The organism is Bacteroidota bacterium, from assembly GCA_018698135.1.
Taxonomy (GTDB): domain Bacteria; phylum Bacteroidota; class Bacteroidia; order CAILMK01; family JAAYUY01; genus JABINZ01.
This window is the reverse complement of sequence record JABINZ010000163.1, coordinates 1-22115: the sequence shown is the minus strand read 5'-3', so window position 1 is coordinate 22115 and position 22115 is coordinate 1. Positions and strand designations below refer to the sequence as shown.

Annotated in this window: 21 protein-coding genes and 1 pseudogene; 7 read left to right on the top strand and 15 right to left on the bottom strand. The window is 33.8% G+C overall.

Annotation, left to right across the window (positions count from 1 at the left end; genetic code table 11):
• From HOG71_11035 to HOG71_11025, 3 genes are all read left to right on the top strand, one after another.
• The coding region (locus tag HOG71_11035; protein MBT5991371.1) for a thioredoxin family protein at positions 1 to 163 on the top strand (163 nt) is incomplete at its 5' end.
• Between the two features lie 99 nt (positions 164 to 262).
• Positions 263 to 481, top strand: coding sequence for a hypothetical protein (locus HOG71_11030; GenBank protein MBT5991370.1), 219 nt, complete (start codon positions 263 to 265; stop codon positions 479 to 481).
• Entirely contained in the window at positions 478 to 798 is a 321-nt protein-coding gene (locus HOG71_11025; protein MBT5991369.1) for a type II toxin-antitoxin system RelE/ParE family toxin, read from the top strand. Before HOG71_11030 ends, HOG71_11025 begins: the two co-directional genes overlap by 4 nt.
• A gap of 171 nt (positions 799 to 969) precedes the next feature.
• Here the strand turns inward: HOG71_11025 and rhaD are convergent, their stop codons facing one another.
• Positions 970 to 1698, bottom strand: coding sequence for a rhamnulose-1-phosphate aldolase (gene rhaD, locus HOG71_11020; GenBank protein MBT5991368.1), 729 nt, complete (start codon positions 1696 to 1698; stop codon positions 970 to 972).
• A 5-nt stretch (positions 1699 to 1703) separates the two neighbouring features.
• On the bottom strand, positions 1704 to 2537 hold the full coding sequence (locus HOG71_11015) for a hypothetical protein (protein ID MBT5991367.1): 834 nt from the start codon (positions 2535 to 2537) through the stop codon (positions 1704 to 1706).
• A 122-nt stretch (positions 2538 to 2659) separates the two neighbouring features.
• Between HOG71_11015 and HOG71_11010 the strand changes: the two genes are divergently transcribed.
• Positions 2660 to 3211 carry a hypothetical protein gene (locus HOG71_11010; protein ID MBT5991366.1) on the top strand — a complete coding sequence of 184 codons (552 nt, stop codon included), beginning with the start codon at positions 2660 to 2662 and terminating at the stop codon, positions 3209 to 3211.
• Positions 3212 to 3315: 104 nt separating this feature from the next.
• Here HOG71_11010 and HOG71_11005 read toward each other — a convergent pair whose 3' ends face one another.
• Positions 3316 to 4200, bottom strand: a complete 885-nt coding sequence (locus HOG71_11005) for a PorP/SprF family type IX secretion system membrane protein (GenBank protein MBT5991365.1) — start codon at positions 4198 to 4200, stop codon at positions 3316 to 3318.
• 17 nt (positions 4201 to 4217) lie between these two features.
• Positions 4218 to 6236: an OmpA family protein gene (locus tag HOG71_11000; protein MBT5991364.1), complete on the bottom strand. Its 2019-nt coding sequence runs from the start codon at positions 6234 to 6236 to the stop codon at positions 4218 to 4220.
• A 113-nt stretch (positions 6237 to 6349) separates the two neighbouring features.
• Here HOG71_11000 and HOG71_10995 point away from each other — a divergent pair, with 113 nt between their 5' ends.
• Both HOG71_10995 and HOG71_10990 read left to right on the top strand, forming a co-directional pair.
• A complete protein-coding gene (locus HOG71_10995; GenBank protein ID MBT5991363.1) occupies positions 6350 to 6958 on the top strand; it encodes a sigma-70 family RNA polymerase sigma factor in 609 nt (202 codons plus the stop codon).
• Positions 6951 to 8228: a hypothetical protein gene (locus tag HOG71_10990; GenBank protein MBT5991362.1), complete on the top strand. Its 1278-nt coding sequence runs from the start codon at positions 6951 to 6953 to the stop codon at positions 8226 to 8228. The genes HOG71_10995 and HOG71_10990 overlap by 8 nt, the downstream gene beginning before the upstream one ends.
• A gap of 127 nt (positions 8229 to 8355) precedes the next feature.
• Here the strand turns inward: HOG71_10990 and HOG71_10985 are convergent, their stop codons facing one another.
• The 11 genes and pseudogenes from HOG71_10985 to HOG71_10935 all read right to left on the bottom strand — a co-directional run bounded on the left by HOG71_10985 (position 8356) and on the right by HOG71_10935 (position 19349).
• Positions 8356 to 9195, bottom strand: a complete 840-nt coding sequence (locus tag HOG71_10985) for an alpha/beta hydrolase (protein MBT5991361.1) — start codon at positions 9193 to 9195, stop codon at positions 8356 to 8358.
• A 2-nt stretch (positions 9196 to 9197) separates the two neighbouring features.
• Positions 9198 to 9740 carry a DUF1254 domain-containing protein gene (locus tag HOG71_10980; GenBank protein MBT5991360.1) on the bottom strand — a complete coding sequence of 181 codons (543 nt, stop codon included), beginning with the start codon at positions 9738 to 9740 and terminating at the stop codon, positions 9198 to 9200.
• Positions 9737 to 10342 (bottom strand): DUF1214 domain-containing protein, encoded by a 606-nt coding sequence (locus tag HOG71_10975; protein MBT5991359.1) that lies wholly within the window; start codon positions 10340 to 10342, stop codon positions 9737 to 9739. The genes HOG71_10980 and HOG71_10975 overlap by 4 nt, the downstream gene beginning before the upstream one ends.
• Complete coding sequence (locus HOG71_10970) at positions 10339 to 11487, bottom strand: sulfotransferase (GenBank protein ID MBT5991358.1); 1149 nt, start codon at positions 11485 to 11487, stop codon at positions 10339 to 10341. Before HOG71_10970 ends, HOG71_10975 begins: the two co-directional genes overlap by 4 nt.
• A gap of 5 nt (positions 11488 to 11492) precedes the next feature.
• On the bottom strand, positions 11493 to 12488 hold the full coding sequence (locus HOG71_10965; protein MBT5991357.1) for a ketoacyl-ACP synthase III: 996 nt from the start codon (positions 12486 to 12488) through the stop codon (positions 11493 to 11495).
• A complete protein-coding gene (locus tag HOG71_10960; protein MBT5991356.1) occupies positions 12466 to 13770 on the bottom strand; it encodes an adenylate synthase in 1305 nt (434 codons plus the stop codon). The genes HOG71_10965 and HOG71_10960 overlap by 23 nt, the downstream gene beginning before the upstream one ends.
• 1 nt (position 13771) lies before the next feature.
• Positions 13772 to 14596, bottom strand: coding sequence for an MBL fold metallo-hydrolase (locus tag HOG71_10955; GenBank protein MBT5991355.1), 825 nt, complete (start codon positions 14594 to 14596; stop codon positions 13772 to 13774).
• Positions 14568 to 15569: an NAD-dependent epimerase/dehydratase family protein gene (locus HOG71_10950; GenBank protein MBT5991354.1), complete on the bottom strand. Its 1002-nt coding sequence runs from the start codon at positions 15567 to 15569 to the stop codon at positions 14568 to 14570. The genes HOG71_10955 and HOG71_10950 overlap by 29 nt, the downstream gene beginning before the upstream one ends.
• A 501-nt stretch (positions 15570 to 16070) precedes the next feature.
• Complete coding sequence (locus tag HOG71_10945; protein MBT5991353.1) at positions 16071 to 16847, bottom strand: hypothetical protein; 777 nt, start codon at positions 16845 to 16847, stop codon at positions 16071 to 16073.
• Positions 16848 to 17344: 497 nt separating this feature from the next.
• A pseudogene (locus HOG71_10940) lies at positions 17345 to 17903 on the bottom strand (transposase).
• A gap of 255 nt (positions 17904 to 18158) precedes the next feature.
• Positions 18159 to 19349 (bottom strand): AAA family ATPase, encoded by a 1191-nt coding sequence (locus tag HOG71_10935; GenBank protein MBT5991352.1) that lies wholly within the window; start codon positions 19347 to 19349, stop codon positions 18159 to 18161.
• A 912-nt stretch (positions 19350 to 20261) separates the two neighbouring features.
• Here HOG71_10935 and HOG71_10930 point away from each other — a divergent pair.
• Complete coding sequence (locus HOG71_10930) at positions 20262 to 21527, top strand: ATP-binding protein (protein ID MBT5991351.1); 1266 nt, start codon at positions 20262 to 20264, stop codon at positions 21525 to 21527.
• Positions 21528 to 22115 lie beyond the last annotated feature (588 nt).

Genomic DNA, 22115 nt, shown 5'->3' with positions numbered 1-22115 from the left:
GGATTATACCAAAGCCAAGGTATTTGACTTAGATCAGGTTTTGACTGAATTAGTAGAAGGTAAAGTAATTAGTAACCCGATTACAAACCCTATTGGTTGCAATGTAAAGTGGGATGGAAAAGATGCACATTGGATGCCAGCAGATGCTTGCGATTTGGTGTAATACATAATTTATTTCTCTTAAATAGTTGCCTTCTCAACTACTGTCTCAAGGTCATTCTATAATCGATAGATTTGATCACGATTTTATTATATTTGTAATATGGATATTCAAGCAACAAAAATAGAATTAGCTAAGCTTATCTTAAGTCTCGACAACCCTTCAATAATTGAAAAAATCTCAAAATTTATTAAGATACAAACCAAAGATTTCTGGTTTGAGTTATCAAAGTATGAGCAACAAGAAATTAAAGAAGGATTAGAACTGCTTAACAGAGGTGAAAGAATAAGTCTTGAAGACTTTTTGAAGAAAGTTAAATGAGAAAACTTCCGGTCTATTTATCTCCTATTGCCGAGGAAAAGTTAACATCAATCTTGAGTTATTTGCGAGAGGAATGGTCTGAAAGATCAGCTAATTCTTATCTAGAAACTTTTCTGAATAAAACTGAGCAGATTTCAATTCACCCAAGGAGCTGTATAGAATCAAGTGAATACAAAGGATTGTTCAAGATGGTAATTGAGAAACATACTTCTTTGTTTTATAGAATTTATGAAGATGAGATTGAAATAATAACCATTATTGATAATAGACAAAACCCCGACTCCATTAAAAAAGAAATAAGAAAACAAAGTCGCTAACTCCAAATAAATTCAAATGCAATAATAGGGGTTGGGAAGAAGAAAAGGGATTAGGTTTTGCCAAGATGGAGATTGCCACTGCATTTATTCATGAACGTTAAATCAACATTAAAACGTTGATTAACGAACAATAAAAACAATTCTTTAGAAAATCAATGACTTAATATGGCTTTAGAGTTTCAAATAAATCCCAGCTTGTTTCGCCACCAAATCCATCAAATCAAAAGCAGTGTTTAAATCCTTTGCTTGGGTAATCATTCCATGCTTTTCCCATATTATGGCTTTTTTGTTTTCGCTAAGTTGAAGTGTATGCTGAGCAATTTCCAGGTTTCCGCTTTCCATAAATGGCACATAGGCTATGCCTTCAGGAATAAAAAGAGCAAATTCAGGATGGATGTTTTTCAAAGCACTATTGATCTTTTCTGCGGTTGCTAAATGAGCATGCTGGGTGATGGCAATAATTTCTGTTACATGGGCATGTAGAATGGCTTTCATTGTTGAATTGGTGCTTTGTGCCTTATTATGTAAAGCCAAATGAACCTCCATTTCTGAAGTTGGTGTAATAGTATCTGGATTTTGATTGTGTTTATATAATGTTGCACTTTCACCATCTTCAGCTATATGCAACAATCCAGTATACAATTCAGGATTTTTCGCTACATTTCTCATTCTTGATCCTGCAGCACTTAGCAAAATGCAATGGTTGGCTAAAGAAGGATAACTTGCATTCAGTTTTTTAAATATCCCCTTACCAAACAAGTAATTATCGTCAAAATTGATTTCCCCCAAATAGATGGAATAATTCCCTGCACTTCCCTCGGCCCAGCCTTTATCCCAAAGTATTTGTGCAATCTCGGAAATCTCAGCAAAATGCGATTCTATGATTTGTCCGAATAGCATGCGTTTTAAATTTCATCCCCTTCTTTCAGGTAAAAGCCAACTACATTTAATCCTTCACTTTTTCGATAATATTCGGGATCTGCAAATTTCATGTCTTTTGCTTTTTTAACTTTTGTCATCAAACTTCTATCTTTTGATTTCATGACCTGCACACCTTTGGTTGTTTTACTACCCACTGCATTAATTTGGTCGGTATTAAACAGCACTACTTTATCAATATCGCTAATGGCAACCAAATCGATATCCTCATCAATTCGTTCTATAAATACCAATCGAGATTCGTCATTGATAACGGTTTTAAGTTTTTTTCGATTGGTTTCAGTTTTAAAACTCTGCATACTGATTTTACCAATTTTGCCGTTTTCGAATGCAGTAAGAAGAAAACCTTTATAATGATAAATTCCTGTGATGTAGAAAGGCCTTTCGCCAGCTTCTAAGTCGCAGTAATCTATTATTTGAGATAAGCTGCTAAACTTCAAATTTTGGACCTTACACACGTTGTGATGAGTTGTGAATACCAGAAATGTTTTACTGTCGTAAAAATCTTCATTTTTATCCACCTTTAAACTTACTTGTTTGTCTTCTTTCGAGGAGCCAGTTGTTTCTTCTTCCAATTGTTCAAAAAACAAATCAGGCAATTCGAAATCCATATTTTCGTACAGACTATGTTGTTTTTCAAGAATAAAAGCCTTCAGTGCATATTTAGCTGCTTCAAAACTTTTAAAGCGGGCTTCATTGTCAATAATCACCTCATATATTTCAGCCATATTCAATACCTGACAGGTTAATTTATTGTTCGATGCGGCTTCTGCTATTTGTTCTACTTGGGTCTTGTTCATTTGGTTTAAATTATACGTCAAAAATAGGGAAACCTAGGTTGTTTGTAAGCAGATTTTTTTTTGTCAGCCCGAATCAAATTTATAAGGAAGTTGTATTTTAGCTTCTCCAAAATATCCCAAGGATGATTATTGTAAATAAAAAATGCTTTTTTTCTTTTGTATTGCTCTTGACAGTATTTTCTTCAACAGCTCAGGAACGAAGATTTGATCCCATTGATTTCTCCAAATTCAATTTTGACATTGTAACGTATGAATATGTAGTTAAAAAGCATTTTTTAGCCGGAACAACTCGCGAAATATATACACTCATCTATTTTGAATACACGGAAAAATTTGACATTGAAATGAATAGGGATGAGTATAAGGCTTTTTACAGAAATGGTCAGCTCAGGGATTCTTTATTTTATGGAACTTATGGCTACCCAATTGGTATTAGAAAGAAGTACTACCGCACAGGAAATCTGAAATATGAATTGACCTATGATTCATTCAATTTTGAAGACCTCAATAGCCATAAATCGAGAGAGGTCATGAAAGCCTTTTATGAAATAAAGTATCATAAAAATGGCCAAAAAATGCATGAGGTAAAGCGAACATTTGGACGCAAAACAGGTCAAATGATATTTTACAACAAAGAGGGTGAACGAGTAAGGACCAAACAATATGAATTGTAATTAGTGTTCTAGATGGCTGAAGTGACCACTTCTATCGATAATGTAGCAATGGTATTTTCATATGGCGTAAGCGGCCTTTGATGAAAATGATATTTGAAATCAAATCAGAAATTATACCTCAACAATACGCCATAAGTGCCATTAGAATAGTTATGCATTGCTGTGATATTCAACTCATAGGCTAATAGCAAATCAATGGATATGAAAAGCCTAAATCCAGAGGATATAAGAATGGCAGACATGGGTCTAAGCCCCAAACTAAAAAAGAAACGGTCTTCAAAAGAAAACTTGAGGTCAATTTCAGTCATGACTTTTGCCTTGTCCATTTTGACTAACAGTATTGGGCTAAAATAGGAATATTTTCCAAATTCATGTTTGTAGCTTAGAAATGAAGTTGATGTAGTAGCAAATTGGGTGCGATAAATTGTATCATAAACAACATCTTCGTGGATGATATGCTGTAGACCACTTCCTATTTCCCAGTTTTTAAATTGGAATAAAAATCCCAAACCCAAATCAAAATTGTCGCCACAATATGTTTCAAACAAAGGCTCAGGTTGTATCATTAACCATTTGCCATTTATGGATAGATGATAATAATCAGCACTAAAGCCGAGCCTAAGACTTACATCCTCTTTGATGTCAAATCGCTTTGAATATAAAAGCGATAGTGCGTTAATCTGATTATATCCAAGTTTATCATTTAGGTAGTAAGCTCCAAATCCGTTGATGAATTTATTTTCAAAACTCAGGTCGATGGCTATTGCATTCGTTATAGGAGCTTGCCCGATAAATTCATTGCTATCTTTATTAAAACCAAGCCACTGATTTCGATGATCTATCCAAATTCTATTATTCTCAGATGATCCACATAAAGCTGGATTTGCAAGCATGAGATTTTCCGAGAAAATGGAGTGTAAGGGAAGCCGTTGAGAAAAAGATGAAGCACTCAAGAAGATAAACAGCAAAATAAACAGCAGCTTTTTCATATGTTAAAATTACATATTTATTCTTCGTTTGGATTAAAATCTGTCCTAATTATTGCAATGGTTGTTCGCCTGTTTATCTGATGTTCTTCTTCTGTGCAATCCATGCCATTACCTTTCCCATTTTCACAATCACAATTATTTACCAATTTGCTTTCACCATATCCAATCGCTATTAATCTTCTAGCATCTATCCCTTTATAAATGAGATAATCAACACAAGCCTTTGCTCTTTTCTGTGATAGTTCTCTATTATAAGCATAGGTTTGTCTACAATCTGTATGTGCAGCCAGTTCAATTACCAATCTGGGATATTTCATTAGAATATTGGCAAGGCTGTCAAGTACAACCAGAGATTCGGGCCTAAGATTAAAAGAATCTAAATCATAAAAAATTCCTTCCAGTTTAACTATCTCATCATAACTTGGAAAAGGAGTAATTTGCAAATCAATTTCAAAATCCTTTGACATCTTAAGTCCATTAGTCGAAAAAGCGATTTTTTTACTATCAAAAAAGCTATCCTTTTGTGCAAATATCACAAAGGTTGTTTGTGGACTGATGTCTAAAAATTCATAATAGGCATTTTGGTCGGCTATTGTTGTTAAAGTTGTATCATCATAGCTTAGTAATACCTTAGCACACGGTTCAAGCTTTTGGTTTTTTGCATTCGTAATCAGACCATGGACATTAAACACGATTGGAGGAATTTTAAAGGAATAAATATCATCTCTTTTACTCCCGTTCCGATTTGAACTAAACATTCCTTTATAGCCTGCATACAGATTGCCATCTCTTTCAATCACAATTCCAAAATCGTCTGCTGGCGAGTTAAGTGGTGCTTTCATGTTTTCAGGAATTGACCAGTTTTGATTCACTTTTTCACTGGAAAAAATATCCAAACCTCCCATGCCGGGTAAACCATCTGAAGAAAAGTAAAGCGTATTGTTATAAAGATAGGGGAATTGCTCATTTCCTTCTGAATTGATTTCAGTTCCCAGGTTAATCGGATTGCCCCATGTTTTTGCCCTGCTTACAAAACTGCACATATATAAATCGGTGGTCTTCAGACTTGTCCCATTTTCTTTTTCTTCACCATAGCCGCCAAGCATGTTACTGCTGAAATAAATGCGCTTTCCATTTTCAGAGAGGGTAGGATGTCCATAATTGGCAAATGTATCTGTGCAAAAGGAGGCTACTTTTGGATCGGTCCATTTTTGACCTCTTTTTTTAATCATCATAATCCGACAATTATATTGTTTTCCATCCCGTCCATTACATTGCGTGTAATAGAGCTCATTGTTTTTACTGTTAAAGCAAATCACTCCATCATTAAAGGGAGTATTTATTAATTCATAAGGGATGGGTTTTTCATATTTCTCAGTTGTAACATCATAGCTGCAATAAAAAATATCAGTATAAGGTAAACCTGTCCATGCATATGCTTGTGCACCATCTCGAATTGGTCGATCAGATGTAAAATATATCGAATTATCTTTGGCAAGCATGGGCGAGAAATCGTTGAATTTGGTATTCAATAGCACAAATTTCTCAATTATAATGTCTTTTGGATTCGCCTCCCAAATAACTGCCGAATCGCAATAGGATATCAGGCTTGCGATATTGGAATCAGTTGGATACTCACGCATGTATTTGTTCAGGTATTCCTTTGCCAGACTATAATTCCCCTGTCTTTTAACTGCATCAGCCAATTGAAGATATAGCGCAGGATTCGGATCGTTTTTAAATGCTTTTTCAAACCAATTTTCAGCATCTTCATACTCATTGTTACGCATAAAGCAGATACCCAATTGTTCTGCAATTTTTCCTTTTTCCTGCTTATCGTTTATATTATTATAGACCTTTTTATACAAGCGAATCGCTTTGTTAAATTTATAGAGTTTGAAATCTTTATCTGCCTTTTCACTAACTCTTGATTTATCTTTTTTGGGTTTTTCATCTGCATAAATCCAGAGTATAGAAATACAAATTAACAAGATAGAGAGAAGTATTCTTTTTTCGTTAAGGATTTTATTTCTCATAATAAGCTGCTTTTCCTCAATATGTCGGAACTTTAATTTTTGTAAACACAAATACTTATGAGCTTGTGTTTACGTTTTATTTAGGTATGACATAGAGTAAATGAATCATACAAATGAAAAAATCTCTTGAACGATATGACGAAGTTTGCGAATTGATTGCTTCAGGTAAATCAGATCAGGCATGCAGTATTTTCATGTTATCATGGAGATCAAGACTTCTGTCATACCTCAGAAGATACAGATGGAGTCAGGAAGAAGCAATGGAATTGATTCATGACGCATACCTATTGATCGAAAAAAAGATCAATACTGGCGATCTCAAGACCTTCAATATTACCTATGTAAAAAAAATCTGCAAGAATCTTGGAGCCAATAGCTGGCGTAAAAATATTCGCAAGAAAAATGAATTTCTTGCATATGCTTCCATTGTAAAAAAAGAGCTAAACGAAACTTTCAAAAATGATTTTAATATTGAGTTATTTGAGGAAGATGAGATGGCTTCTGACCATAGGTTAACATTGCGAGCATTTGATTTACTAAATGATAAATGTCGCGCAATCATTCGTATGAAACATGTTGACCATTTGAATCATGATGACATAGTAAACAAAACCGATTCAATTTCAAATGTAAATTCTTCGAAATCTATATTAAACAGATGCATGAAAGCATGGAAAACATTTATTGAGAAGATTAAATCAGAGGCCAATCCAAATGAATAAAGATCAACTTATATATGCATATTTTGAGAAAAGTTTAAATAATGAAGAAATTAAACTTTTTAAAGAGTATTTCAGAAATGATCTTCAGTTTGCTGAACAGGTCAGAATGCATGCAAATATGCTTGTTAGCTTAAAAGCTTCTAATTTATTGGATCATAAAATAAATTCATCCTCAAAAAGTAAGAGTCTGAAAAAATGGTTTAGTGGGTATCGGCTTTTTGTTAGTATTCCTTTTTTCGTCATTATTTTAATTTTATTGGGCATCCTGATATTGTCAGAAGAAAGAGGAAATAATGAAATGCAAATTGTTAATTCTGATAGTATCATAAATTGGGTAGAAAGTAAGGCTCAGATACATATTGACAGTAATATCGTATTACACGATGGATATGAAATCGATTCAATAGGAAGTTCAGCTGATCATGCATTTACAAATGCAGACTTTACACCTTCAAAAGTGATCCAAATTGATAATGGAAAAAGTATAGGTGTAATACCTCATCCTGATATTAAAATGTTAAAGGCTAAAATTGATTCCTGTAAACTGTATAAAAATTATTTTGGAAAAAGAGGAAGTCATGTCAGGATCTCGCTAAAAGCATTAAGTCAGTACAAAACTGAGCAATTATTTATTCAAATTAAAGAATTTTCAACCGTTGAAGATTTCCTGAATAGCGACTTTGTGAATAGCTCTTCCGATGCAGGTTTTTTGGCTATTCAAAGAATCCTATTTATCTCTGTAATTGATAAGGAGAAAAACAATACAGTTTTCCCTTCGTTTCAATGCAATGAGGATATACAAATCTCGATTCCACTGTCAAAAGCATATAAGGATATGACGGTTATGCAGATAAAGAGTGATGAAGATGCTCTGAATTTCAATCAGAAAATAGGCAAGCAGAATGATACAATCTTTTGCTTTTATAATACCAATTATTTTGGAGGATATAGCCTTGCCAATCAAATTAAAGCTGATTATGGGGATTTTATGTTGCGTGCTGGTGAGATATTCTGGCAACCACAAATTGTTAATTGCTTTATTAAAAATGGAAAGGAAGATTTTATTGTAACTGGTATTCGGGGTCATAAAGATACCTATACTTTTCCCTCCTCATACAGAAAACGATCGACATGGGTGTATATGAAAATTCGCAGCAAAAGTTTGGACTATATGTTGAAAGTTAGATTAAGCGAATGCACCTATTATCCAAAAACAAATTTCTACTTGATTTCAAAAGATTTGTTTGAAAGGAAAGCCGTTTTAATGTGAGCTTATTACATAAATTAGCATCCTGCGATGCTCCGCAAGGCCTATTTTTTTGATATATCTACAAGTAATTGGGACCTTATAGAAACAAATAAATAGTATTAATATTTTCTTTATTTGGCTTAAGCTGTTAATCAAGATACCCCTCAATTAAGTCATTCACTTCCTTTCCCGATTCATACATCAATAAATGTCCACTATTTTTTATGATATGCAGTTGTTCAATCCCACAAAGTGTCTGATGAAAAATTCCTTCTCTTTGTACATTGGCTACTTTGTTGAATTCTCCCCAAAGCAAGAGCGAATCTTTGACAATGGAATTGTTTGATAAGAAATGTTCTAGCGTATACGTATTAGAAGTAAATAGCAAATTTGTTCGTGAACGGTTTTGTTTGGCCTCTTTCATTTTATACTCATACTTAACAAAAAGCTGACTTTTTTTATCAGGATTTTGTCCGAACAATATCTTTGGGAATTTATTTTTAACAAAGGTTTTTGTCGCAATAAAAGTGAGCAATATTTTTAGGGAGGACTGAAATTTATCTGATTTCTTTTTAAATATTAATGATCTGAAAACACCCAAGCGAACAAGTCTTTCACCCGGACAGATATTCATTAAAACACGTTTATCAACTCTTTCAGGATATAGATTTGAGAAATTAATAGCGATGCTGGCTCCTATGCAATTTCCTATTAAAGTGACTTTTGACATTTTCAGCGAATCAAGGAAGCATTTCAGAATTTGTGTGTTGAAATCCAGTGAATAAGGTTTATTCGATTCTGATGATTCGCCAAAGCCTGGCCAATCCAGTGCTAAAACCCGATGGGTTTTCTGGAAATACTCAATTTGTTTGCTCCATATTTGCCAAAATCCACCACCATTATGCAAGAAAATAAGCACATCTCCTTTCCCTACATCAATATAGTTGATGCTAACACCTAAACACTCAATTCTTTTTTCAGTTGGCATGTTTAATGGTTTAATTTAACCAATCGAATAGCCTCTTGTATTTTATTCACTTCTGGAATATCTTCCAAACTACCAACACCAAATCGTCCAATAATCCAACATAACTTGGAATCTAATATAATACAAGCTTGGGATTTATCTAAAATTTCATTTTCATCATAATAAATCAGAAATGAACTTTCCTTGTTTTCAATTGTATCGGTATTCGTGAAATAGCCCTGCACATTTGTGTTTTCATCTAAAAAGGCAAAACTGAAATAGGCATCAAATGCAGGCATTGTTAATTTATATGGTCCATCCTTTTTGTGAATGAAGGCTAAGGAATACAAAGTTTCGCAATTGGGTTTCACAATTACTTTGGTATGATGATCTACAAATTTCGATACATGTTTCCATTCGCCATAGCCAATACCTTCTTTCTTCATATGTCTCTTGACTTTCTGGATTTCCCATTTAGGATATAATAATACAGAAACAAACAGTCCTGCAATCCCACCCAAAAGGAAAGTAGCTAGAATTAATAATATGATTATGCCAAAAGTCAATTTTTTATTATTTGTGGTAATTCAATAGTTAATGCCTTATTTTTCATTTCATCTTCCGCTTTATAACATCTGTAAGCTAAAGTAAAATTCTCTTCATTTTCAGCTAAAGGCAGCCAGAACTCATTCTCTTCAGGTTTTGTTTTAGATAAATAGATGCTGAACTGATTATTGCTATCTAATTCAAATTTTTTGTCGGAATGTATAACATATTTATGATCCTCATTAGGTATCAGAAATTTGTCATTTCCATACACCGTAATACTCCAAAATCCTTTCTTATCAAATTTTACTTGAGGCTGTACAGTAAAAACTATTTGATAATTGTGGGAAGAATGAAGATCATCACCATTATTGTCCGTAAACGCATTCCAGTAAATGGTTTCATCAGAATCATTTGCTCCAAGACCGATATGTGCAATGGCCGCTCTTTCGATTTGTGAAGTAGATTTCCGACCAACACCTAAATGTGTTTTCCAAGAACCGTTTTGAACTCCTCTACCTTTTGATTTTTCAGCAACAAAGTCTAAAATATGACCAAAGTATTTGATGGATAGAAGCAATCCCCACATAAAAAAGAACAATATGATCAGGTAAATAGTCATATTTTTTTCACTATTTCTTTTGTCAGGATTTCCGAAAGTTCCGAATTAATTTCGTTTTTATCAATGCCAATATCCTTTTTATATTGGTGTTTACTGCTGTAATTTTTCTTGTTAAAGTTTATCAAAGAGAATATTTCTTCTTTGGAATCAACTTCAATTTGAAGGAATTGAAAAATATCAGCAAATACGGTTTCTGGTTTGAGCATGAGCTCTTGATAAAAAACTTGAATTGTACGGTCATTGCTTAATTCACGAATCACCTTATCTGCTTGCTGATACCATTTAATCAGCATATGTCGCGTTTTATCTGCAAAAGGATATTCAACCGGAAGATTTGCGAAATTGGCATAGATACGGGCATTTAAGCTAATGGTCGAAGGAATTGTTTGGAATGGACTACGAATTGGATAAATGAATTTAGCCTGATCGAATCGTTTGGCAATAGACTCCATTTTAGGAATGAAGGTTGGGTTTTTTGAAAGAAAATATTTTTTTCCTTGCCGATCAAAAACATAATTATGACGCTGAATGCATCGAAAATAGAAATTGATATTTCTTTTCTTTACTGGTTCCGGAACAATTGAATCGTGATAGAGAAAATGATCGAGTACATCGAGTTCAGGATAAAAATAATAGAAATAAATAGAGGAAAAGTTATATAAAAACAGTACTTCATCTTCTTCGGGTTTTGTCAGGCCGATATCATGTATTTCTCTGAATTTTCCAAAAACAATCCGATCAAAAATAATGGAAAGCTTATATAAAGGTTTTCCAATGAGCTTATCAATTGAAATAATTAGTTTGAAAACATATTTTTGGCTAATAGCAGGTGCAAATACCAATTCCCATAGTTTAAAGCAATGGAAATTCCCGCTATCCTGACTCAACACATTGAATAAGTATGTGGTAGCCGATCGTGGAACGCCTATGATAAATACAGCTTTTTCAATTTTAATTCTTCTATATGATGGAAAAATGAGTTCATCTAATAATAAAAATATCCAGTTAATAACAAAAGTGATGGCAAAGAATGGGTAAAATAAGAGCACTGCAAAAATTCGTTTCCATGAAAAAAAACGCAAACTACTCTTATTGAACGAAAAGGTATTAACCAATAGTTTGATGAATATCTTGATGTTATACAAAACAACTAATATTTAATTAATACACCACCGATGGCAAAACCTGCTGCTGTTCCTGTCATTAAACAATTTTGTCCTCGCTTTAATAATCCTTTTTCAATCACATCATGCAAGCACATAGGAATTGAAGCCGAAATACAGTTTCCATGTGTTTCAATATTTGAATAAAGCAATCCCTTAAAATTAGGGTAGAGGTGATTGAAAATTGCGATTCCAGCTTTGCTAGCCTGATGAGGTGCAATAACATCCACATCTTCTAATTGTATTGTTGAATCGCTAAAAAAATCTGAAAAAAATTCTGGAATTTTTCGCTTGGCCAGTTTTAGCAATTTTTTACCTTCCATACTGAAAGAGTGCAAAACAGCATCGTATGGATTGTTCTTGTAAAAATACTTATTTCCTCCACCTTTGATTATTGAATAGTTAAAACCCTCAGGATAGGTTTTAAGCATTGATTTATAAACTCCACTTTGTTTTTCACTATCCAATTCAAGGATAACAGCTGCAGCACCATCTCCAAAAAGCGTTGCACTTTCTTTATGATCAGGATTTAATCCTTTGGACGATACTTCGGAACTTACAATAGCAATACGTTTGTATTTAATCCCATCCAAAAGACTAGTGGCCACCTCGAAAGCCGAAACAAAACTTAAACAAGATGAGTTTATATCCATTGAGGGAATTTCTATATTGGACTGTTTTAAGGATTTTAGAATATAGGCTGCCTGATAGGGAAGAATATAGTCGAAAGTAGCTGCCGAGCTAATGAGTAAGTCAATATCGCTTATGTTAATATTCGCATTTTTTATGGCTTGCTTTAATGCATGAACAGCTAAATCAGCATTGGTTTCGTCAACTACATGCCTGCGCTCTTTTACTCCTGAAAACTTCAAGGACCAACCATTTGGTAGTCCGAGTTTTTTCTCCAATTCTTCAGAAGTAATTGTTTGTTCAGGTAAATATTTCCCTATCCCTATAATTTTAACGTGCTTTAAAATACTCATTTCTTATTCTCCTAAGTTTAGCCCCGTTCTTTAAGGTTTGTGTTTCGCTAAACTTAATTTTTATTTGTTTGATATTGAATTTCGATAACAAAGATTCTATGCTTTCTGTAATCAGCATTTTTAGATGTTGATTTTCCTTGCTTTGTTCGAAAAATAGTTCTAATACATCTTTTCCTGTTTGAATTAATTCATAATAACTAATGTCATCAGAAGCCATTGTAATTGCCCGACTGAAGAAATCAGGATATATATCAACCAGCTCTCCAGCACTATTTTCTAGTCTAATAACATCATCAGCCCGACCTTCAATTTGCTTGATGACATCAAAGGAGCTACCGCAATTGCATGCTTCACCTTCCATAAGAATATCATCAAGTTTATAACGAATAACGGGCTGGGTGTGTCGATAAAGATCGGTAATTATTGGATGATATCTCTTCTTTTCATCGTCAAGATATTCTTTTTCAATAATCAGGAAATCCTCATTAAAATGGAGATTGCCCAGCGAACAGCTGCTGGCAAGGAAACCTTCGGTACATTGATACACCTCATCAAGCTTTAGATTGAATACTTTTTCAAGAAATTGCTTATCACTTTGATCGAGTACTTCCGCTACCGATATAACTTTTGTAAAACCCGGTTTTATTTGTTGTGAAAGATACGACTTTGCGATTTTTACCAAAGCTGATGGTTGTGCAATTAGTATATCGGCATTCAAATCAACTAAACGATTGAAATTTTCGGCATGAGCTTTCAATAGATCGAAGAAATTAAACTGCAATATTCTTGAGTTTGATGATTCGTATAGTTTTGAGTTAGCACGAAGGAAAAATGCAACTTTTCGTTTTTTAAGGCTAAAATCAACCACCCGATCTAACATGGCAGCAACCCATTTGGCTCTTTCTTTTTCATTGGCCAGAAAAATTCCTTTATTTCCTGATGTTCCAGTCGAAAGACCAATTGTAATATTTTTGATGGAGGCTGAAAAATCGCGACTTTGCTCAGTATGCATGGCCACTTTCATTGCTTCAGATTTCACTATCCCAGCTGTATTGATGTCATCAAAGTTTTTAATAAAAACTTCTTTGTTAATGATAGGGAAATCCTTTAGTTTGAAATTTTGATGAACCATCTCCTTGTAAAAAGGAGACTGAGCCAGAAACCTTCTTAAGCGATGGAGTTTTTTTTGTTGAATTTTTTCCAGTTTAGACCTGCTCTTTTTCTGATCATTTCGGATACGAAAAAGAAAGTAATGCAGCAATATGGAAAGTTTGAACTTCAAATTATTTGGTTAAAAGCATGGTCTTATCACAATGGGTTGGTATAATTAAAACATCAGGATGTTGCAGGTGAAATTCATTTAATTGATCAATAGTTTGAGTAAGTTTCGAATAGTTATCGATAAAAAGGGAAACAATTTTGGAAGGATAAATTTTTTCTTGCACAGTTTTTCTTGCCCAGGCTGCATCTGCACATAAAAGCACATCGCCCAAATTCGTATCCTTCAGAAACAAGCCCAATTGCCCTTTATAATGTCCGGGCAAATCAATAAAAAACATATCCTCAGTCCATTTCCAAGCACGAAGTTTTGCTATTTTCGTTTTTTCAAATTCTTTTTCCGGAAACGCAGCTCGATTGCTGATATCATTAGGGATTAAGGGTTTAAGTACGCCATTCAATACACCGGAAAAATTGTTTCTACTTAGGGCAAAATCCAAAGCTAATTGGGAACACCAAAACTTTGAGATAGGAAAATCGTGCAATCCTGCAATATGATCTGCATGAAAATGGGAGATCACAATATGCTGGATATCCTCAGCATTAATTCCAATGGATTTTAGTTGATTCATGCAAGATTCATTCTCCTGATGAAAAACGGGAGTAACCCATCTGTAAATTCTATTTGGGAAACTTTTGGTTGCAGAGAAAAAACGACTACTATAACCCGTGTCAAATAAAATGTTACCGAATTCAGGGTGTTGAATCAATGCCCATGTAGCACAGAATTTTATTTTTTCTGAAGACTCATTGGGAAAAACATGCTTTTTGTTGGCTGTGCAAAAGCCACTTGAAAATAGCTTAATCTGAATTTGAGCCCTTTTGTTCATGGTAGTAATATACAAATTCATCAATACTTTTCTCTGTTGTAACAATTGGTTTGTATTTCAAATGTTTTTTTGCTTCGGTGATATCCAATGTGAGGGAATATTTTAAGACACCAATTCCATAGCGGCTTAAAACCGGTTCTTTTTTACTAAAGTATTTAGACATGAATTCACTGATGGCTGCCACGGTAAACACCAGTTTGTAATTAATTTTCTTCAGCTTTGCCGAGAATCCAAGTTTGCTTAATGTTGATTGCAATAGTGGCCACAGTGCAACAGGCTGATCATCTGTTATATTGAAAACTTTTTTGTTGATGTTGTTTTCCGTAGTCAGAGCAAGAAAAACAGCTTGAGCAATATTTTTAACAGAAGAAAAGTCGCAGATGTTTTTTCCATTTCCAATGATTTTTAATCGGCCTGCTTCGTATGCACGAATTACCCGTGGAATGATAACAGTATCTCTGGCACCCACAATGGCACGTGGCCGAATAATAACACGCATCATATCTGGCTTGTCAAAATTCAGCACTTTCTGCTCAGCTAAATATTTTGTTGTAGCATAATGGTTAACAAATTTTTTGGGCAAAGGATCAGATTCCTTGATGTTTAATCTATCGTTAAAATTGAAATAAACACTGGGCGTTGAAATGTAAATAAACTTTTCAATTGTAAGAATTTTTTCCAATAAGTTTATAGTGGTCTGTACGTTGTCTTCATAAAAGGAATCATAGGTTCCCCATGGAGAGGACTTTGCTGCACAATGCACGATATGCGTAATATTGGAAAAGCTGTTTTTAACAAAATCAGGATCTTTAAGATCTCCGATTAGGATGTTATAACCTTGTTTTATCAGTTCATCAGCTCGGCTTTGATTACGACCAGTGCCCACAACTTGGTTGTAGCCAAATTCCATTTGCAGTTTCTCTAAAACCCAGCCACCCAAAAAACCTGTTGCTCCTGTAATCAGAATCTTCATTTCTCTCATTTCATCATTAAATCTGAATTACTCAGATAGTTTAAATCTACAAAAAAGAGTTCTATCTGTATATTGATTACACCTTGTAATTTTGTCTTTTGATATATTTCCTGTAGTATTTCTTGTCATTGACAATTATGTCTTTCTCTTTTGAGAGATACCGATCTTGTCTTCATAAACTATATATGTTTTGTGAAAAGAGTGAAAGAGACGTCAATAAAACGACTGCTAGTAGCAATAATATTTTATTCAGAATAGTATTTTTATCTGGTTACACTGTTGACGATAATTTAAAAAGGAAGTTACCTGAAAATTAATAATTGCAAAGAAATCCCTAATTCGTCTGTGCTATATGCATGTTTTCAACCATTAATTTTTGGACTCATTCATGTCCCAGATATATGGACTTATATTCAAAAAAAATCCAGACTTATTATGCATAAATCTGGATTTTACTAAAGATTAGTTGTTATTATTCAAGAAATAATAGCTTTAATTCGTCTATTTTATCACTGAAAAAGTCATTGTGGTATTCCCATCATCTCCAACAACAACATTCTTAACTACGATAATTCCTTTTGTTCCACCTACAGTTAAATAACCAATAAGGTCGCCAGTTACAAGACCTTTAACAGAAGTTCCTGATATTCCATCAACGGCAGAAAGTGACTGTTCATTTATTTTAGCAATTTTTGTTGCATTTTTTGTGGTCCATGATGCAAGTGTAAATGCAGGATCACTTGGAGCGCCTATAATAGCACCATCTGTGGCTGAGTATGTATAAACAATATCCACTAATTCCTGATTTAAGGCTGCATCAGCTGAATTATATGTTTTGAGTGTGGTTCCATTAATAAAACTTGGCAATGGACTTGTTTTGGCTCCCAATGTAATGTCATTATCACTAACAACATTGGCTTTAATTGTTTTTACAATTGAACCAACATAATTAATTCCAGTTACTGTAATTGTGAATTCAATTTCACCATCACCATCAGTAACTACATAATTAAGTGTTTCATTATAATTTTCATTATCACTAATAGCAGGTATTAATAATGGGTTTCCACCTTTTGAGATTGTAACAGAAGCTACTTCATCAGTGCTGGTTGTTGCATTAATTGTGATTTTAAGTGTGTCATTAACTCGTACAATAGTCTTGTCTTGAGATACAGTTGCATCTAAGTCTGACAATGCAATATCATCACAGCTTAGGAAGAATGTTGATACGCTAGTAATTAGTAATAAAACCAGCGAGAATTTTAACAGATTTTTCATTATTATTATTATACTTTAAGTTGATAAACATATTAAATCAGGCTCAATTATGTAACGAAAGATTGAGTCCTTATAATTATAATTGCTAAAAAGCTATATAGTATCGAGGAGGCTAGAGTATTTTTTTATCAGTCTGAATTTTTTCAAATATATGAATATTTCCGCTACATTAGCAAAGCTTGAACCAAAAAAAGCAATGCTAATGTCTATGAAAATTTTCTTTATGACAATACATAACGGCTTTATAGCTGTGCATGGAATATAGTGCCCAAAATTGTCTTGTCCTGAAATAGGTTTATATAAATAACAATTGTATGAAACCTAAAATTGAAGTACGACAAATCTATTCAGAAGAGTTTAAAAGGAAAGTTATAGAAGAGTATTTAACTACAGATAATAGTAAGATGTCCCCACTGTTTGTAGTCTGTAGCACTGGCCATGTAGCAGAGGGACTACAAACCTGATTACTAAACCAAACTCTGTATTTTCTAATCTCATCAATCTAAAAATTCAATTTCCAATAAACCTTTTATTCCGCAATAATCCCTTGCACTGCTATATAAAATAATCTTCTGCACGATCAACAATTCCTGCAACAACCGGGTTGTTATGAAGATATTCAAGTCGTTGGTCAATCATTTTATTTGTATCCAGTTCAATGGGTTTGTTGTCCTGCCTCCAGAATTGGTAACTAGTATTCCTTACATTTTTGCGGCCTGCTGCTCTGAATAACTTCAAGATCCAGTTTTTTCTGTTTTCATACTTACTTGATTCAATTGATTTTGTTACTTCTGTGGAAGTAAATTTCTTAAAATCTCTTAAAATATTGCTCAGTTTGAATCCTTCTTTTGATGATAAAATGAAATGAACATGATTGCTCATTATAATCCAGGCATGAATATTTAATCCTTTTTGTTCCTGACAATGTTTCAAACTATCAACAACAATATCTTTATACTCTCTCCATGTAAAAACATCAACCCACTCCACAACGGCAAACGTTATAAAATGTACTGCATTCTGGTTTCTTATTTTGAATCCACCTGCTTCAGCCATTTATCGAAGTTAATGAAATTGTTGATTAATATCTGAGTTTTTTGTGTCTGGCAGCTTCATTTATTTTCAATTGTTTGTAGTCCCCATCCCTCAAAAACACCCATTTCTACAGACTACAAACAGAAGGAGGAAATTGTGTTAAGGAGCGACTAGGTAACTTTGAGATACCAGAAAAGTAATAATTGGATGTTAGAGAATCAAAATATTGAGTTTAAAGAAAGTTGGCGGTCACGATATTGTGCCCTATTTTTAGAATTAGTACAGCAAGCCAAACATCCAGAGAGGAATTCTGTTACCTTGACCAAATTCAATATCTGCAATTACAGTATAAGCATTTTCAATACCTGCTATCTGTTTTTGAGTTTTGCTTTTCCCTCCTACTTCAAAGGTGTATAAATCCTGAACAAAGAAATCCCCTGCTTTTGGAGCGGTGACTTTATTATCGACAGAAATTTGGTTCATAAAGAAAGTTTCTCTTAATGTTCCTGTATTTGCACTTTCATCAAGGGCAAGCATCAGAGTTGGATTGTTGATATATATTTTCTCAGGTTTTTGCAAAATCGAACTTGCACTTCCTTCCTGGGTTAGTAAATTGATAATTCCTGCATTAGATAATAAATGAAGGTATTTTAACAGCACATCTCTGCTTGTTCCTACTTTCTGACTAAGCTCAGCAATATTTGGTTTAAATGGAACTGCTGCAGAAATCAGGAATAGTAACTTTTTAATTTTTATCCTGGTTTCATAACTAATATTTTCTACTGCAGGAATATCATTATCAATAATAAGGTTTACAATTGCGTTCAGCTTATCATAAAACAAAGGGTCGGTACTGTCCGCAAAAGGATATGAGCCAAATTTCAGATATTGATTGAACAATTCAATCGGCTTTATCTTTTTATTTATTTGAATGGCTTTTTGCTCATGTTTATTGACAAGTTCAGAAAGAGTGAATTTATCAAGCTTTACACTATGATACATTTCAACGTATTCTCGAAAAGAAAGTGTATGTAAATGATAAACTGAAGCTCTTCTGCTCAGGTCTGCTTTTCCTTTTTCAATGGCAATGGCTGACGAACCGGTCGCAATTATTCTTAATTCAGGATAAAAGTCATATATGTTTTTAAGTTCAATTGACCAGTCAGGATATCTGTGAACTTCGTCAATAAAAAGGTTTTTGCCTCCATTCAGGGTAAATTGTTCAACAAGATTAGAGAGTTTGTTAGTCGAAAAATACAGATCATCAAGTGAAATATACAGAGTCTTTGTAAGACCCTTAATTTCATTTTGTATATACTGCAAAAGAAGAGTGGTTTTACCAACACCACGCTGTCCTTTGATAATTACAAGTCTGTCGTTCCAGTTTATCTGGTTATATAAATACCTTTGGTACTCAAAATTTACCTGACCTAAAAGTCGTAAGAATTTATTTCTGAGATTTTCCATAATGCAAAAATAAGCAAAACGTTTTGCTCAGTCAACAAAAAACATGCAAAAGTGCTGGTTCGGTAAAACGATACTAGACGTTTTGATCTAAAACAGGTGAGATGCACACGATATAGAAAAAATGCTGAAAGTGATCACCCTTGACCGTTTTGCATTTGCTAGTTTAAATTACTCATAATAAACATCCTAGTATGATCAAATAATTTCGGCTATATCTGGTAAGTATCTTCGGTTTTTCCATTATAGGGATTATTTGGTGCAATTAGGATTAAATGAAAGGCAAATAAAATCGGTTCTATTTACAAAAGAGCAATATGAAATAACTAATTCTGTTTATCAGGAAGTAAATATTATTTAAAAAACTACTGCAACTATTGAATTAATAGAGCTGGTTGAAAAAGGAGTCTTTAGTTTTAACGATGCTAAAGGGCGTGGTGCAAAATATTTTCTGAATAAATAATTGGCCAGAAATTGGCCGAATTGGCCGAAAAGAACATTTGTAAATCCAAAAAAAATGGTTTTCCCTGCAGTATTGTGGAAATGCCGGACAAACTGACCACCCCAGGCCATTTTAAATTGACCAGTTTAAATAATTCATTATGAACATCCTAGTATGGTTAATTAATTTCGGCCCTTCCTGGTCAATTGTGTCGGCTTGTCCAGTTATACTACACAGCATATCACAAGATTTGCTTCTTATTTGTTACCAGGCTCAAACCATAAACAAAATTTCCGGGATCTATTTTATCATACTTCAAATTGAATTTCAATTTATAAATATTCAATAAGATCCTTTGCGTGGCCAATACCCGGAATTATCTACAGCCTTATTTCGGAATTATTTGCAGCCTTATTTCGGAAATATTTTGAATTGACATTGAATATGAGTACTTTTGATTTAAAATTTCAGCAATGAAAGCAGTAAAATACATGCCTCGAATCAGTGATAAATTATTGAAGGAACAGCTTGATTCTTCCGGAGCTGTATTAATTGAGGGGGCAAAATGGTGTGGTAAAACGCTATCATCTTTACAAGTAGCTAAATCTGTTATTTATTTACAGGATCCTGATGTTGGACCTGGATATTTAGCAATGGCAGATACAAAGCCTTCGCTTTTGTTAGAAGGAGAGACTCCTTTACTATTAGATGAATGGCAAATGGCTCCAGTTTTATGGGATGCTGTGAGATTTGCAGTTGATAAACGCATGTTAACCGGTCAATTCATTTTAACTGGTTCTGTAACACCCAATGATAAGTTGTTATCGCATTCAGGAACCGGGAGAATTGCCCGATTGCGTATGCGGCCAATGAGTTTATTTGAATCAGGTGAATCTAATGGAACAGTGTCTTTACGAAGTTTGTTTGAAGGAAATCATAATATTGGTGCAAAAAGTTCATTAACGATTGAACAGATTTCAAATGCAATATGCCGGGGAGGATGGCCAATGGCTGTTCAATCCGAAATTTCCAAAACAAGAATTGCTGTAAATTATGTTGAATCTGTGATAAACGCAGATGTGCAACGAGTTGTTGGTTTTGAGAAAAATCCAGAGATAATCAGATTATTGCTTCAATCTTTAGCGAGAAATATTTCGACTATGGCTTCTGCTCAAACCATAATGGACGATATAAAAGCAAATCATTCAATAATAAGTGACAAAACACTAAATATATACTTAAACATTCTTCGACAAATCTTTGTGATAGAAGATGTTTCTGCATGGCAGCCTTCTTTGCGATCAAAAACTGCAATACGAACGACAAATAAACGACAGTTTGTTGACCCTTCAATTGCTACTGCTGTGTTAAGAACAAATGCCAATGGGATATTAAAGGATTTCAAAACTTTTGGATTTTTATTTGAGTCCTTATGCACAAGGGATTTGAGGATATATGCACAAGCTATGGATGGGGAAATTTATCATTATAGAGATAAAACAGAGCTTGAAGCAGACCTTATTATAAAACTTCGTAATGGGAATTGGGCAGCAGTTGAAGTGAAATTAGGTAATAAACAAATAGAAGAATCCGCAAATAATTTAATAAAACTCAGCCAAAAGGTCGATACTGAAAAAATGAATCCTCCTGTTTTTTTAATGGTACTAACTGGTGGCAATGTTGCTTATCAACGACCTGATGGAGTATTGGTTGTACCCATAGGAAGCTTAAAGGATTAGAAATTTTCATTACTACAAACACATTTTCAAAAGTAAAAATAGTCTTTATGGAATTTGAATCAACCTTTTTGATAAAATAGAACGGGAATCGAACCTGCAAAACTGCACAAAATCAGGTTGCTAAAGGATTTTTAAAGTTTCTGCCAAAAAACAAAAGCCTCTGAAAATCAGAGGCTTTTGAAAGTGTAGCGTGGACGGGACAAATATCGAACTTTTCTAATAATCGAAACTATCGAGTTGATAATGATATTAGCCTGATACTGAGTCATTCAGATAATTTTGATAATATAATACTTCAAAAAATAAGTTAATGAATGGTCTGTAACTTCAGACTTTGCTTTTGGAAAAGCCTGCCCGACTATGACATTCAGGCGGGCACATTTTTCTTAATGCAGTGGTTATTGGAATGGTAAAGTTAAATTGTGTTAAGTAATAAGGAGAAGAAATCTTGTAGTTTGCTAGACAAAAGCAGATAAAAAAAGCCTCAGATTTCTCTGAGGCTGTGGTTGTAGTCCGTAGGGGATTCTACGAATGCCCAAAATAGACCCTTGAAAAACAAAAAACAGCGTTTAACGCGAAAAAACAATG